Genomic DNA, 16,314 nt, shown 5'->3' on the forward strand with positions numbered 1-16,314 from the left:
TAATGGTAACTTGCTGATAAACAATTAAATTATAATATTGTTCACTCGATAAAGTTTTCCAAAAAGAAAATTATAATATTTTAGCGATATAATAATATAATATGGCTTTTTTGTATCTTTGCAAAAAAAAGACATGTTTGAATCAGTAAAGAACCGAAGGACTATTAGGAAATATCAGCAGAAAGATATTGCGCCTGATTTGTTAAATGATTTGCTTGAAACCTCTTTCAGGGCTTCTACCACGGGGGGGATGCAACTTTATAGTGTGATTGTTACCCGTGACGAGGAGATGAAAGCTAAATTGTCGCCAGCTCATTTTAATCAGCCCATGGTGAAAGGTGCTCCTGTTGTGCTTACATTTTGTGCGGATTTTCGTCGTTTTAGTCTGTGGTGTGAACAACGAAATGCACTCCCCGGATATAATAACCTAATGTCATTTATGAATGCGACAATGGATACCTTATTGGTAACTCAGACATTTTGTACGTTGGCAGAGGAGGTTGGTTTGGGTATTTGCTACATCGGGACTACAACTTACAATCCTCAGATGATAATTGATACGCTTCATTTACCGGAATTAGTGTTTCCTATCACAACCATAACCGTTGGTTATCCTGATGGTATGCCTGCACAAGTAGATCGCCTTCCATTGGAGGCAGCGGTTCATGAAGAGGTTTATCATGATTATACTCCAGAAGATATCAATCGTTTGTATGCTGAAAAGGAGTCACTTCCGGAAAACAAGCAATTTATAAAAGAGAATAATAAAGAAACGCTGGCTCAGGTTTTTACAGATGTACGTTATACCAAGAAGGATAATGAATTTATGTCTGAGAATTTATTGAAAGTTCTTCGTCAACAAGGTTTTCTTTAGAACAAATGGATTAAGTGTAAGATGTAAATTCCTGCTTTACAGTTATATGTGATTTACATCTTATACTTAATTACGCTTTCTTTTTGAGAGTAGCTTCGATTGTTTTCACCTCACTGTTGAAGTTCTTGTCAACTTCAATCTGTCCTTTCACCGTTTTGCAGGCGTGTAATACAGTTGCATGATCCTTATTTCCAATAAACTTACCTATCTTCGAGGTTGAGAAATCGGTGTACTTCTTGGCCAAGAACATGGCGATCTGCCGGGCTTGAACCACTTCTCTTTTTCGTGACTTTGTATGTATGGTAGCCGCTTCGAGATCAAAGTGTTTGCATACTACTTTTAGAATGTCGTCAATGGTTACGGCTTTCGTTTCATTCTGGACAACTCCGCGTACGATATGTTGTGTTAAATCCAGATCGATCTCTTTATTAAAGATCGTAGAACGCGCCATAATGGCAATTACAATTCCTTCCAAGTCACGAACGCTCTCATTTACATTCTCTGCAATGTACTCGATTACTTCCGGTGGAAATTGTAAACCGTCACGATGTATTTTGTTGCGGAGTATATTCTTGCGGAGCTCTACAGTGGGCTTTTCAAGCTCAGCTACCATCCCCCATTTAAAACGGTTAATAACCTTTCTTCCATCCCCTGGAGTAAGATCGGGGCACGGTCGGATGTTAGTATTAACTGTTTGCCATTTTGGTGTAGGTGATTGAAAATATGGAAGAACGTGTTTTGCGTTTTGGTAACTCCGGCAAATTCTTGTATGTCATCAATAATTAATACATCGATGGTCTGGTAGAAGTTTATAAAGTCATTGGTGGTATTGTTACGTACCGAGTCAGTGTATTGCACCTGAAATAAATGAGCTGAAACATAGAGTACTCTTTTACCTTGATGTAATTCTTTGATTTTGGTTCCAATGGCATTGGCAAGGTGTGTTTTCCCTACGCCGGAAGCTCCATAAAGGAATAGCGGATTAAAAGCTGTTCCCGCAGGATTCTGTGCAACTGCTTCTGCTACACTTCTTGATAATTTATTGCTGTACCCTTCGATGAAATTCTCGAAGTTGTAGTTCGGGTTTAGATGTGGATCTAAGTCTTGCACAGCCGGGGCTTTAAAAAAGCCAGGGGCTTTATTGCCGTCGGTTATGTTTTTAGGCGTAATAGCGGTTGAGCGATTACTAGCCTCAAGATTTACTGTTTGATTGGGAATTGAAGTTTTGTCTACAGTAACATTGTACATCAACTTGGTTCCTTCGCCAATAGCCTTGTAGAGCGTCTTACGAAGTAAATCGACAAATTTCTCTTCCAGTATTTCATAGAAAAACTGGCTGGGTATTTGTACAATTAGCGTTTTGTCCTCGAATTTTAGGGGGACAATAGGGGCAAACCAAGTGTTATATGTCGTCTCAGGAACATTGTCTTTAATAATTTCGAGACAGCGGTTCCAAAGTACAACATGATTTGATTTAATCATAGTGACTTTAATACATTTATTAAATTAAGCAAAACTTCTACGATTGCAAAATTGGGAATCTTATTTGAAAAAAACAAATCTTCTTTTTTCTTGCTTTTTCCGTAAAATCAATAATCGGTTTACATTCAGCTACTTAAGTGTTTTGAGTGTGAAGACTCACTCTTGTGCCTGTTTGTTTTTTAATAAGCCTCTGTATATAAGGGTTTTGTCATTAAAATATCCTCATTTGTTCAATGAAAACCAGTTAGGCTAATAATATAACTTTTACTATGTAGACTGACTTTGCAAAGCATTATTGTTGCTATTACCCTTAGGCGCTTATTTAGATGAAATCTATATAAGGCAAAAATGACTACTTATTTTTTTTGCCGAAAAGTGAAAAGTGCACATATCGTTTAGGGTTCGCTTTCAGGTCTTCGAGCAAGCTGGCTGCATTGGCAGTAGTCTCGTTTAAGTTGTTGTATAAATTCGGATCGTTAAGTAGTAAACCGACCGTGTTATCTTTATTGTTTAATTTTTCTGTAATTGTTTTTACGTTAGAAAGTGTCGCGTCTATTTTCTGAAAAGTCGCCTTATAGTCAATTTCTTTGAGACTGTTGCTGATGACAACAAAGTTATCGCCGATGATATTGAGCTTGTTAGTTAGTTGCGGGATATCTTTGCTCATCAAGTTTTTCATTTGAGCGCTGGCTACTGCCAGATTGGCTGTTGTCTTTTCGACAGAATGCAGCGTAGCAGGAATGCTTTTGTCTCCTAAAATTGTATTGAGGGAGGTAAGTATCGAGTCCATTTTAGGCAACATGTTTTTTATTTCCGGCATCAGTTCCGCAACGCTTTCCATCATTCCGTTATTTAAGGTCCCCGGTATGGTATCGCCAACCATATATTTTTCTCGCGGATTGTTAGCCAAAAGAATATTCATGCGTACTCCTCCCATCAATTCGGCGACTAATTCGGCCGAGCTTCCTTTGGGGATACGCAACTCTGTATCTAGTTCAACTTCGACAAGGACATTGCCGGGATTAGTATAGTCATAGAGAATATCGCGTACGATACCGACCCGAACTCCGTCTGCAAATACAGGGCTAGATTTCGTTAGGCCATTGACATTCTCGAATTTTGCATAAAAATAGCTTGATGGTTGGAACATATGTATGCCTTTCAACCAGTTGATCCCATAAATGAGTATGCATAAGGCGATAATGCCTGCGATTCCTATTCTAACTTCTTTTGTTATGTACTTCATCTTATCTTTTATTTATTTCTTCTTCTTTTGAATTCGGATATTGCTTCATTGATATTCATCTTCTCTCCATTGCGGAAAGCAATAATGAAGGCATCTTTAAATTGTGTGGCTATGCTTCTTCTCGTTCGTAGCACTTGATTGTAATCGGGAGAAGCTCCATAGGTGTATTTTAAGATTCCTCCTTCTTTGTAATACTCAACATCCTTTAAACCTTTCAGGCGTTTGTCATTCTTGGATAATGGCTGAGACGATGTGAGTATCTGTATCTTGAACAGAATTTCGCTATCATTCGCCGCACTCTCAACAACGGTAGGCCGGTTCTTGTTGGTAGATGATCTGGAGGTTGTTCTTTGAGTTTTGTTAGCAGCAATCAATGGTTCGCGGGGAGTTTCTACTACTTGCGTATCTGAATCCGCTTCAATTATTTCGGGCGTGCTGATAGTAGCAAGCTCTTCTGTCTCACTCGGAATTATTGTTCGGCTACTTCCGGTCAGGCGCAGCTCATGTTCCCGTTTGTAATTTAAGAATGCCCGATAGATTCCTTTTGCCATTGTGGCGGTACCTTCTTCGGAGTTTAAATACCTTTCTTCCTCGGGGGTTGATATAAAGCCTAGCTCGATTAGGATACTAGGCATGGCACTTGCTTTTAGCACAAGAAACCCTGCTTGGTGTACACCCCGGTCTACCCGTTTGCATGTTTGACGGAACTGTTTCTGAATGAGTGACGCTAAGTGCACGCTATGTTCCATGTATTTATCTTGCATGAACTCGAAAATAATATACGATTCGGCAGAATTCGGATTGAAGCCGGCGTATCGTGTTTTGTAATCACTTTCATAGAGGATTACAGAGTTCTCTCGTTTGGCTACTTCTAAGTTCGCTTCGGATTTAGCAAGTCCTAAAGTCCAGGTGGATGCACCTTTGGCTGTTCGATTATTAGCTAATGCATTGGTGTGTATCGAGATAAATAGATCGGCATTCGCGTTATTGGCTATCTCCGCACGACGATTTAAAGGAATAAATACATCTTTATTTCGTGTATAAATCACTTTCACGTCATTGCAGTTCTGTTTAATGAGATTGCCGAACTTTAAAGCAACATTTAAATTAATGTTTTTTTCTTTGGAGGTCTTCCCGATAGCTCCGGGATCATGTCCACCATGTCCGGCGTCTATGACTACCACGAAGTCTTTACCCCATAAATTAGTGGTGCAAAAAGGCGAAGCAACTAGCCAGAAGCAAAGAGATAGGTGTAATATGTACAGTTTACTGGACTTCATATTCTAATTTAATATGCAAATGTAGTAGAAATTTGCAGAAAACTGATGCTTTGCTTTTAAGTTTTGTGTTTTTTTCGGTTTAGTCATCGATTTTATCCTGAAATCTGTGTTACTTTGTCGTTTGAAGTTAAAATGTATAGCAATGCTTAAGTTATTGAAGAATTGGACGCTTCCTATTGCGATGTTGACGGGTGCTATTGGTTATCCGTTGTTTATGGAGCTTTCCTTTTTGACACCCTATTTGATTTTTGTTATGTTGCTGCTTACTTTTTGTAAAGTATCGACAAGTGACTTAAAACCCAAACCTCTTCATCTTTGGTTGCTGCTGATTCAAATAGTAGGTGCTTTGTGCGTTTATTTACTGTTGTATCGCTTTAATAAAATCGTAGCCGAAGGTGTAATGGTCTGTATCATATGCCCTACAGCTACAGCCGCTGCAGTGATCACCTCGAAATTGGGCGGTAGTGCTGCAAGTTTGACAACCTATACATTGATCGGGAATGTTGGAGCGGCTCTGGCTGTGCCCATCTTCTTCCCTTTAATTGAAGTACATCCTGATATCAATTTCTGGGCTTCGTTTCTTCTAATTTTAGGCAAAGTCTTCCCTTTACTTATTTGCCCTTTCCTAGTTGCTTGGTTATTGGAAAAACTACTCCCCAAGGTTCATCATAAATTGTTGGGATTCCACGAAATCGCATTTTATCTATGGGCTGTTTCTCTGGCTATTGTTACCGCGCAGACGCTCTTCTCATTAATAAACAATCCGGGTGATGGGCATACCGAACTTTTTATCGCTTTGGGGGCTTTAGTAGCTTGTTGTCTTCAGTTCTTTTTAGGAAAAACGATTGGAAGTATTTATAATGATCGCATTAGTGGAGGGCAGGCATTGGGTCAAAAGAATACGATTCTTGCTATTTGGATGGCTCATACTTATCTAGATCCTTTGTCTTCTGTCGCTCCGGGATCGTATGTTTTATGGCAGAATATCATTAATAGCTGGCAATTGTGGAAAAAGAGAAAAAGAGAAGTTCAATGAAAGGTTAAAAAGGGTCATATTACCGGAATTTTAGAACACTATTTTTATATTTGCCTTCACTAAGGTAATAGCCATGAAAATAAGCAAAATAAAAATTGGTTGCGGACTACTCTTATTGATATTAATAGCTGGTGGAGTTCTTTGTAAGATACGTTGGAAGACTTGGTTTTACAACATCCCTGAAGTAAGGTATGTCCTCTCTGATGAACCTCAACGGGTAATTTTGACTTTTGGAAATAGTGGCGAACTATCGCGGAACGTCAGTTGGATTTGTGGGGGAGTTTCCAAGCAGGCTCGATTGGAGTATACGCGCATAGGGTCCGGCGATACGATTTTTGTAGATGGTTCTTCTAAGTTTCTACGTACACTTGGTGGGTTTGGATATGCAAACTGGGCTAAGTTTCGCGGATTGCTTTATGGCAAATCATATTCTTATCGGGTGTGTAATGATGAGATGGCTTCTCCCTGGTATTCGTTTACTATGCAACCGGACTCTACCGATCATTTCTCTTTTGTCTTTATTGGCGATGTGCAAGACACTTTGCGTGGGAAGACTCGCGAATTCATGGAGAATGTCCGTCACCGTTATCCCGCTGTAGACTTTTATATGTTCGCCGGTGATTTCGCCGAACGTCCAATGAATTGTTACTGGGAGGAAGCTTATCAGAGCGTTGATTCGATAGCCCCTCATAAACCTTGCTAATTTCTCCGGGCAATCATGAATATGTGAAGGGACTGACCCGTGTCTTAGAGAAGCGTTTTGCTTATGTCTTATCCTATTTGCTCGAATCGCGATATAAAGACAATAATGTATATTCTATCGATTATAAAGATGCCACGATTATCACCTTAGATAGTAATCGAGATCCTTGGTTTATGTTTTCCCAGCGTGAGTGGTTGGAGAATACGTTGAAAAAGTCAACGAAGAAGTGGAAGATTGTCATGCTTCATCATCCGTCTATTCCATTAAGGGGAAAATGAACAATCTAACCGTACGTTGGATGTTTGATTCTCTGTTTCGTGAATATGGGGTGGATCTTGTACTTCAAGGGCATGAGCATAATTATGCGCGCATGACTAACAAAACAGACGATGGGAAAATGACAACACCGCTCTATCTCGTCAGCCACGCATCCCCCAAAGAATATCGCTTGTGGATAAGTGATCGTTACGATCGTTATGGAACGAATCATCGTTTCTATCAAACGGTGAATGTAGAAGGCGATACCCTTCGGATGCGCGCTTTCTTAGAAAATGATTCGCTTTATGATGACGTCAGTCTTATCAAAACGAAGGCTGGTATCGAGGTGATAGATGGCGCAAAGAACATTCCTGAGATACTCGATATCCCTTGGCTGACCGGAAAGAAAGCTAAAGCTTATGAGCAGAAAGTCACCGAATGGCGCAAACGCCACTCATCAGTACAATAGATATTTCATTCGCATAAGTTTGTAGGCCTCAAGTTCTTTTTGCAACCGGCTTGGATGGCTTTTTCTGATTTGCCGGCAAGAATCGCTTTTCGCACTGAGTCGGTTCCCATCAATAGGTCAAACCAACGTGCCCTTGAGATGAATGCGCTCCCTTCACCGGAAAGGCGGTAGAATTGAAGGAAAAAGCGGAGTGTGAAACCCTTAACGTCTTCTGTCTTACGTAGATCTTCACCGTGGCATAACACGCCTTTGTTCAGCGGATTCTTATCAAAGCCCGGTAAAGATTGAGGTGTGAAGGTGAAGTTTCCATACTTTTTGCTGCGGCCTCCAATAACCTGAAAGGGGAAAAGTGTACCACGCCCCACGCTGATGTTAGTTGCTTCGAAAGGACATAAGGACGCATATAGGCGGATGGACTGATCGTTCGGAAGGTTAGGCGAAGGTTTGACGGGTAGGGAATAGGCCTGACCGTGTTTCCAACCTGTTACCGGAATAACGGTTAGCCGACATTTCTCTTTTGTAGTAAGCCATCCTTCTCCGTTGATCATTCGTGCAAGTTCTCCGACTGTACAACCATGCAATATGGGAATGGGGAGCATGCCGACAAAACTTTGATAAGCGGGCTTTAGTACAGGGCCGTCCGTATAATCGCAAGGGTTAGGGCGATCCAACACAAGCATTTCTTTTTGGTTTTCGGCGCAAGCCTCCATGACGTAATACATCGTACTTATATAGGTGTAAAACCGTGCTCCCACATCTTGTATATCAAACACAATTATATCCAAATCGCTTAATTGATTACTCGTTGGTTTTTTATTGCTTCCGTAGAGGGAGGTAATAGGAGTTCCCGTTCGACTATCTTTACCATCTTTGACTGTTTCTCCGGCATCGGCATCTCCGCGAAAACCGTGTTCAGGTGCGAACACTTTGACTACATTTACGTTTAATTGAAGTAAGGAGTCGAGTAAACAAGTCCGGGTCGGTCCGACAATCGAGGTATGGTTAATCACCAATCCTACCCGTTTGCCTTGAAGTAAGGGCAAGTATTTATCGATACGTTCCGCTCCGGTTGTCACAACTCCATAAGAGTTTGATGAGAATAGCAGAGCCAATAGAAAACTGATAACGAAAAAAGGTCTCACTTGCATATCGGTACTATTTTAGGTAATATTGCACAAAAATATTCATTTATTAGCAAGCGAACAAGAATAAAAGAGAAAGTATGAATCCGATTGAGATAATAAATAAATACTATCCGCAGAATAATGAGCTAAAGAAGATAGTAATGGTGCATAGTCATTCTGTAGCCAAAAAGGTTTTAGAGATAGCGGACAGGCATCCGGAATTGGCTATTGATCGCAAGTTTGTGGAAGAAGCCGCCATGCTCCATGATATTGGGATATTCCTGACACAGGCACCTTCTATCTACTGCTTTGGTACCCATCCTTATATTTGCCATGGATATTTGGGAGCTGATTTAATGCGTAGCGAAGGGTTAGATAGGCATGCGCTAGTTTGTGAACGCCATACAGGTGCCGGACTTTCATTGCACGAAATCATTGAACAAAAGCTTCCTGTACCTCATCGAGAAATGGTTCCGGTTAGTTTAGAGGAACAATTGATATGTTTCGCTGATAAATTCTTTTCGAAGACTCATCTTGACGAAGAGAAAACGATTGAAAAGGCTCGGAAAAGCATTGCAAAATATGGAGAAGAAGGCCTTTGCCGCTTTGACGAGTGGTGTAAGCTCTTTGCGTAGCACTAAAAAATAATTAAATAACCACGATTCTCACGTATAATTGATGAAGTTTATGTACTTTTGCCACTTCAAGCGTAAACTATTAGTTAATGGCGCCATTGAAAGCAAAAATATTTATACCACTTATACTACTGATTGTCTTACTATTCTTACCCGATGAGCCACGTCTCAGCGTCGAAGAAGGGGGATGATTGCCTCTAATACCGCAGGAACGGACTCCTTGCAGAATGGGCGCGATTCATTGAAGGCTGATACGGTACGCATTGATTCTTTGCCGGTAGTAAAGAAAAAGCAACCTCTTGATGCTCCTGTTGTTTATGAATCCAATGACTCTACTGTTTTTGTACAGGGAGGGAATGCTACGTTGTATGGTAGCGGAAAGGTCAATTACCAGAAAATTGAATTAACGGCTGAAGTTATCTCGATGAATCTCGACAGCAGTACTGTTCACGCTTATGGTATTAAGGATTCTGCCGGCGTGGAAAAAGGGAAACCTGTCTTTAAAGATGGCGATACAGCTTACGATACGGAAACCATACGCTATAACTTCAAGAGTAAAAAGGCTGGAATAACGGACATCGTCACTCAACAAGGAGAAGGCTATGTGACGGGTAACAAGGCCAAGAAAGGTGCCAATGACGAAATCTTCATGGAAGATGGACGCTATACCACTTGTGACCATCATGATCATCCGCACTTTTATATGCAGTTGACCAGAGCTAAAGTACGTCCTAAGAAGAATGTAGTAACCGGGCCTGCCTATCTGGTAGTAGAAGATGTACCGTTACCTATAGCGGTTCCATTCTTTTTCTTTCCTTTTTCGAGCAGCTACTCTTCCGGTTTCATCATGCCTACGTATATGGATGACTCCAGTCGTGGTTTTGGTTTGGCAGAAGGCGGTTATTATTTTGCGATAAGTGATCTTATGGACTTGAAAATGACCGCAGATATTTATACCAAGGGTTCTTGGCGGCTGTCCGGCTTGACGAATTACAATCGGCGATATAAATATTCCGGAACACTTCAGGCTGACTACCAGGTGACAAAGACCGGAGACAAAGGGATGTCTGACTATACGGTTGCCAAAGACTTTAAGGTTGTTTGGAATCACCGACAGGATGCTAAAGCCAGTCCGAATAGTACGTTCTCGGCAAGTGTGAACTTCTCGACAAGTAGCTACGAACGTACCAATGTCAACAACCTTTATAACTCTCAGCTGTTGACACAGAATACTAAAACATCAAGTATCAGTTATTCGCGCAGCTTTCCAGATATGGGTTTGACCTTGTCCGGAACATCTAATATTGCGCAGACGATGCGTGACTCTTCCATCGCGGTGACTTTACCGGATTTAAATATTACGCTGAGCCGTTTGTTTCCGTTTAAAAGAAAGAAAGCAGCTGGTGAGGAACGTTGGTATGAAAAAATATCTCTGTCCTATACCGGACGTCTAACCAATAGTATTCGGACCAAAGATGATCGTTTGTTTAAGGCTGGGATTAGTGAGTGGGAGAATGCCATGAATCATAATGTTCCGGTCAGTGCAACTTTCACGCTCTTTAAATATTTGCAGGTTTCTCCTTCGGTAAATTATACCGAACGTTGGTATACCCGGAAGATTAATCAGGAGTACAATATGGATACCCGCAGGCTGGAGTCAGTTGCCAATGACTCGATCAACGGGTTTTATCGAGTGTCTAATTATTCGGCTAGCTTAAGTATGAGTACGAAAGTGTACGGTATGTATAAGCCTCTTTTTATGAAGAAGAAAGAGATACAGATCCGTCACGTCTTCACTCCACAGGTAAGCTTGAGCGGTGCTCCCGGTTTCAGTAAATACTGGGAAGAATATACTGACTATAATGGAGCGACACAATACTATTCTCCTTTTTCCGGTCAGCCTTTTGGCGTACCATCTCGTCAAGGTTCGGGAACGGTTAACTTCTCTATGGCGAATAACTTCGAAATGAAATATAAGGATAAGAATGACTCCATTAAGAAAGTCAGCTTGATTGATGACTTGAGTGCGAATATGTCTTATAATATGGCTGCCAAAGAAAGACCGTGGAGTGATTTGAGCCTGAATCTTCGGTTGAAGTTATCAAAAAGCTACACCTTTAATATGAATGCGCAATTTGCTACTTATGCGTATACTTTTGATAAGAGTGGTACGGTTGTTACCAGCAATCGTACGGAGTGGTCGTATGGGCGATTCGGGCGATTCCAGGGCTATGGTTCTTCTTTTAATTATACGCTAAATAACGATACGTGGAAGAAGTGGTTTGGTCCGAAGGATGAAAAAGAAGCCAACAAGAAGAAACCTTCCGGAGACGATGACGATGATTCGGAAGAAGAAGACGGAGAAGCAACCACTACCAAGAAAGTAGAGAAAGCGAAATCCGATTCGGATGGCTATCAGGTCTTTAAGATGCCTTGGTCCTTAAGTTTAAGTTATTCGTTCAATATCCGTGAAGATAAGAATAAGGCTATTAACCGGCACTCGATGCGTTACCCTTATAGCTATACGCATAATATCAATGCCAACGGTAATGTGAAGATATCCAACAATTGGTCGTTCTCTTTCAATTCGGGATACGACTTCCAAGCTAAAGAAATTACGCAAACCTCTTGTACGGTTTCTCGCGACTTGCACTGTTTCAACTTATCAGCCAGCCTTTCTCCGTTTGGTCGTTGGAAGTACTACAATGTCACGATACGTGCCAATGCCAGTATCCTGCAAGACTTGAAATATGAACAGAGAAGCCAGACACAAAGTAATATCCAGTGGTATTAATCGGATGTGAGAGATTGGGAAAGAACCTGACTATTATATACGAAGTAAATTTATAACATTAAGAGATCTTCGTTGATCATTCAATTATAAAATAATAAGAGCGATAGTTTCATGCGGAAACTATCGCTCTTATTTTATCTATGTCACCGGAGTTTATTTTACCAGATGATTTCTGCTTCTCCGTGTGCTTTTAAGTATTCGTTGGTGTGGCTAAAATGCTTATTGCCAAAGAATCCATTGTATGCAGATAGGGGAGAAGGGTGTGCCGAACTTAACACCAGGTGTTTGTTGCGGTCGATAAATGCTCCCTTACGCTGGGCGTATGCCCCCCACAGGATGAAAACCAAGTGTTCCCGCTCTTCGGCCAAAGCCCGTATGGCAGCATCTGTAAATGCTTCCCATCCTTTATTCTGATGCGAACCGGCTTGGTGCGCACGCACGGTTAAGGTAGCGTTCAGCAACAGTACGCCTTGTTCCGCCCAGCGAGTCAGATTGCCGCTTGCAGGAGACTCGGTACCTAAGTCTTCTTTGATTTCTTTAAAGATATTCAGTAGGGAAGGCGGAAATCTCACACCATCGTTGACTGAGAAGCAGAGCCCATGGGCTTGTCCCGGACCGTGATAAGGATCCTGTCCGATAATTACGACCTTCACTTTGTCAAAAGGACAAAGATTGAAAGCATTAAAGATCAAGCTCCCCGGAGGGAAGATCTGAAATTGACGATATTCATCTCTGACAAAATCAGTCAGCTTGCCGAAATAATCTTTCTCAAATTCCGGCTGTAAATGTGTTTTCCAACTACTCTCTATCTGTACGTTCATTATTAAATTAGGTGTATATCAAGTTCTTCACATTCTTTGCGCATATCTTCGGGCCAGATGCTCGCTTGGATTTCTCCAATATGTGCTTTGCGGAGGTAAAACATACAAAGACGCGACTGACCGATACCACCTCCGATGGATAAAGGCAACGAATCTTCCATAAGTCGTTTGTGGAAATAAAGCTCCATGCGTTGCTCCTCATGTTCCTCTTTCAGCTGGCGCTCTAAAGCTGTTTTGTCTACGCGAACCCCCATGGAAGACAGTTCAATAGAGCGTTGCAGCACATTGTCCCAAAGCAAAAGATCTCCATTCAATCCCGGAAGATCATTGATTCCCTTGGATGTATAATCATCGTAATCGGGAGCGCGGCCATCATGTTTCTTGCCATCACTCAGTTTGCAACCAATACCGATGATAAATACAGCACCGTATTTCTTGCAAATCGCATGTTCTCTGCATTTCGGCTCGAGGTCCGGGTAGAGCTGACGTAGTTCTTCGGAATGGATGAAGTACAATTCTTGCGGCAGACATGGCTTAATTTGCGGGTACATTTCATAGACCATGTACTCTGTGCGGATCATGGCAGCGTAGATGCGGTTGACAATCTCTTTGAGGAAGTCCACATTCCGATTCTCTTCCGTGATTACACGTTCCCAATCCCATTGATCTACATAAAGTGAGTGCAGATTTCCCAACTCCTCATCCGAGCGAATGGCGTTCATATCTGTATAAATACCATATCCCGGTTCTATGTTGTAGTCCGCCAAAGTGAGTCTTTTCCATTTAGCTAATGAATGAACGACTTCAGCTTGCGAATCTCCTAAGTCTTTGATCGGAAAAGATACGGGGCGTTCCACACCATTCAAATCATCATTAATCCCCATTCCTTTCAGAACGAAGAGCGGAGCTGTCACCCGTCTCAGGCGCAGTTCAGATGATAAGTTCAGTTGAAAGAACTCTTTTATTTGTTTAATTCCCAGCTCGGTTTGTTTCAGGTCGAGCAGTGGTTGATAGTTCTTTGGTTTTATCAGATAACTCATAGGTTTATTGAATGTTAATTGTCGGCAAAGGTATGAATAATATTGATATATGTATTGGAAACTCTCTAAAATAATGTCAATTTGATAAACCATTCCACTAAAGTGTTTCAAAATAACAATATAGCGAGGAGGGGATCCTATCAAAAGTGCATAAAAAAAGTAGAATCGCTAGGAACATGAGAAGTTTTTTTATACTTTTGTCCTCGCATTAAGAGAACGGCTCCGTAGCTTAGTGAATAGAGCGTCAGATTCCGGTTCTGAAGGTCGTGCGTTTGAATCGCACCGGGGTCACTTAGCAAATCCGCAATCAGTTAATTATTAGCTGATTGCGGATTTTTTTATTCATATTGTCCATTTTAACCGTGTTGGACTTAGTAACCACATCAATGGTAATCCATCCGTAGAAGTATTGGAAAAGATAGCCAATGCCTTCGATGTTGATATAGCAGAACTGTTTGCACCTTCTTCGTGCGGTGGTATTGTTGGGGTAATCCGCATTGGAGATACGAACTATAATATTAATAGCTTTTTCTTAATCAGAAATCGCATTATTGCATTTCAGCATAGATACTTCTTCAACTACTTTTTTCCATCTTGTACTATATATATTTTCTTGAAATAATCTCCACTACTAAGCCACATCCACATACGGCGTTTATCCACTTTAGAATTTTCCGCCAACGACAAAACTAGTTCGCTGTTGGTAAAATTTACATTCATCCATTTGTATTGGATGTCATTTTCATGGGCGAAACTCACAAAACTACCACTATCCATATCGCAAATGCTATTTACGATAAAAGGTTTTCCCTGAACAGCGATTGTGTCAGTTTGTTCATCATAAGCATACTCAAACGTATCCTTAGGCAAAGAAAATTGCGATTCCCAGTTCCCTACGAGCGGATTGTCATTGATATCTCTGTCATCACAAGAAACAATTCCCGAACACACACAAAAAAAAGACATTATAACAAGAATCTTCTTCATAATATATGTTATAAATCATCCTAAAACTGTCGGCAAAAACATAGCTTGAATGCGTCCCATCGCCTTCCCACGCAGCACCGGAGGTCGTATCAAACTCAAAAAATCCCCTTGAATCTGCATATCTGTAATATCCATTTGCAGTTCCACTCCATCCCAATTGCAGTGCAAACAGCTTTGTCCTGATTCGATTCAATAATACGGGGTGTTGATTCTTCTAGCAATACCTCATTGATAGTATCATTGCACCCACTCAATGTTAACCATATTAGCATTACATAAAATAGTCCTTTTTCCATTTTTTTCTTTTATTTATTACCTGCAAAATTAGTTACAGAAAAACACACAGTCAATACCCAAATGTCAGTATTCGAAAATATAAAAATACCTAAAAGTCATGAGCATATATAGTAAAGATAGCTTGCTCCGAGCTTGTACTGATAAGAAGAAGTGTATATCTCTTTCCCCTCTGAGTTGGGTTCTAAATGGCTTTATTTATATAATAGCCGTCAGTTATTTAGATAATCCTTATGTCGTAAATATTACAATAAAGTATACCAGTATGTATAATGGAATGAAAATAGCCACCGGATTTGGTGGCTACTTCTTAAGTTAATTCTCTCCTTTGATTAGGATTGGTGGCGAGTCGGTTTCGAGCACGGTACCGTCGGCAAAATTCATCTGCACGTGGAATGTGTAAGTGTCCGGCTTCTCGGGCTTGTCGTCAAGAAAGAATACCCACCGCGCTTCGGTGAACGAGTAGTCTTCCAGAGGTGCGTCCTTCAGCGGAAGGCAGCGGAGCGATATGGGGCTGCATGTGCTTTGATCGGGACCGAACACCCATTGATAATCTGGCAAGAGTCCTTGGTAGCAATCGCCGGTCGCAGTGTAGCCAGCGCTGATGGTCGCAGCCACATCGTCAAAGAGGATATGGAACAGTTGCCCCAAGTCTGCACCTGCAGGCAGGTCTTCGCCGAAGTCCTTGTCGGCAGTGATAGCGACGGATTTCAACGGCACACATGTCACGGTGAGGTCCCGCGATGGCCCGCATGTCGAGCTATTCCAGACAAAGGCCATATCGTTCAGTTGCTTGATATAACGCTCGTAAACTGCCTGCTTTTCGGCACGGCGCGGATCGTCATCGTTCTTAGCGGGGTAGAATTCGTGTTCGTTCAAGTTTGGGTTAATCAGCGTAGCATTAACGTTTAGTGACACATCGGACTTCATTTGCCCCTCGTTCAGGTATTGCCAGAAGAATTCCTTTTTTTCTAGGTCGAGCATGGAAGTATTCGAGCTTGTTATGTACAGCTGCTCGCATTTGACGAACTGTGTAATGTAAGACTTTTGTTTTTTTGTCTTAGGAGTGACCTCTGTGGTACATGATGTCATTACTGCAGTGCACGTCGCAACTAATAGGAATATACGAATAAGTGATTTTCTCATCTCTGTATCAAAGTTTAATGTTCGTACATACATTTTTCTTATATTGGAAATTGTAATTCTCTACTCAGCGGGGAGATGTCTCTGTCTATTATTTCTTTCCAAGGGAAACTGTCGAGCTTCCAACT

12 protein-coding genes, 1 tRNA gene and 3 pseudogenes are annotated in these 16,314 nt (G+C 41.2%); 8 read left to right on the top strand and 8 right to left on the bottom strand.

The annotated features are described in order from the left end of the window. Window positions 1-133: 133 nt before the first annotated feature. On the top strand, window positions 134-874 hold the full coding sequence (locus tag JCM10512_RS16130; RefSeq protein WP_044164723.1) for an NADPH-dependent oxidoreductase: 741 nt from the start codon (window positions 134-136) through the stop codon (window positions 872-874). A 70-nt stretch (window positions 875-944) separates the two neighbouring features. Here the strand turns inward: JCM10512_RS16130 and dnaA are convergent. The 3 genes and pseudogenes from dnaA to JCM10512_RS16145 form a co-directional block, all read right to left on the bottom strand. After that, window positions 945-2,356, bottom strand: a pseudogene (gene dnaA / locus JCM10512_RS16135) (chromosomal replication initiator protein DnaA). A gap of 352 nt (window positions 2,357-2,708) precedes the next feature. Beyond that, entirely contained in the window at window positions 2,709-3,602 is an 894-nt protein-coding gene (locus tag JCM10512_RS16140) for an MlaD family protein (RefSeq protein ID WP_044164724.1), read from the bottom strand. An 8-nt stretch (window positions 3,603-3,610) separates the two neighbouring features. After that, entirely contained in the window at window positions 3,611-4,882 is a 1,272-nt protein-coding gene (locus JCM10512_RS16145) for an N-acetylmuramoyl-L-alanine amidase family protein (protein ID WP_044164725.1), read from the bottom strand. A gap of 142 nt (window positions 4,883-5,024) precedes the next feature. Between JCM10512_RS16145 and JCM10512_RS16150 the strand changes: the two genes are divergently transcribed. From JCM10512_RS16150 to JCM10512_RS24210, 4 genes are all read left to right on the top strand, one after another. Further along, window positions 5,025-5,918, top strand: a complete 894-nt coding sequence (locus JCM10512_RS16150) for a transporter (protein ID WP_044164726.1) — start codon at window positions 5,025-5,027, stop codon at window positions 5,916-5,918. A gap of 73 nt (window positions 5,919-5,991) precedes the next feature. Then, on the top strand, window positions 5,992-6,621 hold the full coding sequence (locus JCM10512_RS24200) for a fibronectin type III domain-containing protein (RefSeq protein WP_244437239.1): 630 nt from the start codon (window positions 5,992-5,994) through the stop codon (window positions 6,619-6,621). A gap of 23 nt (window positions 6,622-6,644) precedes the next feature. Further along, window positions 6,645-6,899 carry a metallophosphoesterase family protein gene (locus JCM10512_RS24205; protein ID WP_244437241.1) on the top strand — a complete coding sequence of 85 codons (255 nt, stop codon included), beginning with the start codon at window positions 6,645-6,647 and terminating at the stop codon, window positions 6,897-6,899. Continuing rightward, entirely contained in the window at window positions 6,896-7,348 is a 453-nt protein-coding gene (locus JCM10512_RS24210; RefSeq protein ID WP_244437243.1) for a hypothetical protein, read from the top strand. Before JCM10512_RS24205 ends, JCM10512_RS24210 begins: the two co-directional genes overlap by 4 nt. Here the strand turns inward: JCM10512_RS24210 and JCM10512_RS16160 are convergent. After that, window positions 7,337-8,496, bottom strand: a pseudogene (locus tag JCM10512_RS16160) (exo-beta-N-acetylmuramidase NamZ family protein). The gene JCM10512_RS24210 and the pseudogene JCM10512_RS16160 sit on opposite strands and share 12 nt — an antisense overlap. Before the next feature lie 74 nt (window positions 8,497-8,570). Between JCM10512_RS16160 and JCM10512_RS16165 the strand changes: the two are divergent. Both JCM10512_RS16165 and JCM10512_RS16170 read left to right on the top strand, forming a co-directional pair. Further along, window positions 8,571-9,107, top strand: coding sequence for an HDIG domain-containing metalloprotein (locus JCM10512_RS16165; protein WP_044164727.1), 537 nt, complete (start codon window positions 8,571-8,573; stop codon window positions 9,105-9,107). A gap of 89 nt (window positions 9,108-9,196) precedes the next feature. Continuing rightward, a pseudogene (locus tag JCM10512_RS16170) lies at window positions 9,197-11,901 on the top strand (putative LPS assembly protein LptD). A gap of 158 nt (window positions 11,902-12,059) precedes the next feature. On the opposite strand, the gene ung reads toward JCM10512_RS16170, so the two are convergent. Both ung and asnA read right to left on the bottom strand, forming a co-directional pair. After that, window positions 12,060-12,722, bottom strand: coding sequence for a uracil-DNA glycosylase (gene ung, locus JCM10512_RS16175; RefSeq protein ID WP_044164729.1), 663 nt, complete (start codon window positions 12,720-12,722; stop codon window positions 12,060-12,062). Between the two features lie 2 nt (window positions 12,723-12,724). Next, the gene (gene asnA / locus JCM10512_RS16180; RefSeq protein WP_044164766.1) at window positions 12,725-13,762 is read right to left on the bottom strand and encodes an aspartate--ammonia ligase; all 1,038 of its coding nucleotides are present in this window, start codon (window positions 13,760-13,762) and stop codon (window positions 12,725-12,727) included. 218 nt (window positions 13,763-13,980) lie between these two features. Between asnA and JCM10512_RS16185 the strand changes: the two genes are divergently transcribed. Then, window positions 13,981-14,053 (top strand) — tRNA-Arg (locus JCM10512_RS16185). A 288-nt stretch (window positions 14,054-14,341) separates the two neighbouring features. Here JCM10512_RS16185 and JCM10512_RS16190 read toward each other — a convergent pair. Both JCM10512_RS16190 and JCM10512_RS16205 read right to left on the bottom strand, forming a co-directional pair. Further along, on the bottom strand, window positions 14,342-14,749 hold the full coding sequence (locus JCM10512_RS16190; RefSeq protein WP_148298437.1) for a hypothetical protein: 408 nt from the start codon (window positions 14,747-14,749) through the stop codon (window positions 14,342-14,344). 609 nt (window positions 14,750-15,358) lie between these two features. After that, window positions 15,359-16,027 carry a hypothetical protein gene (locus tag JCM10512_RS16205; RefSeq protein WP_044164733.1) on the bottom strand — a complete coding sequence of 223 codons (669 nt, stop codon included), beginning with the start codon at window positions 16,025-16,027 and terminating at the stop codon, window positions 15,359-15,361. Window positions 16,028-16,314: the final 287 nt, after the last annotated feature.

Origin of the sequence: Bacteroides reticulotermitis JCM 10512, from assembly GCF_000517545.1 — a bacterium.
Taxonomy (GTDB): Bacteria; Bacteroidota; Bacteroidia; order Bacteroidales; family Bacteroidaceae; genus Bacteroides; species Bacteroides reticulotermitis.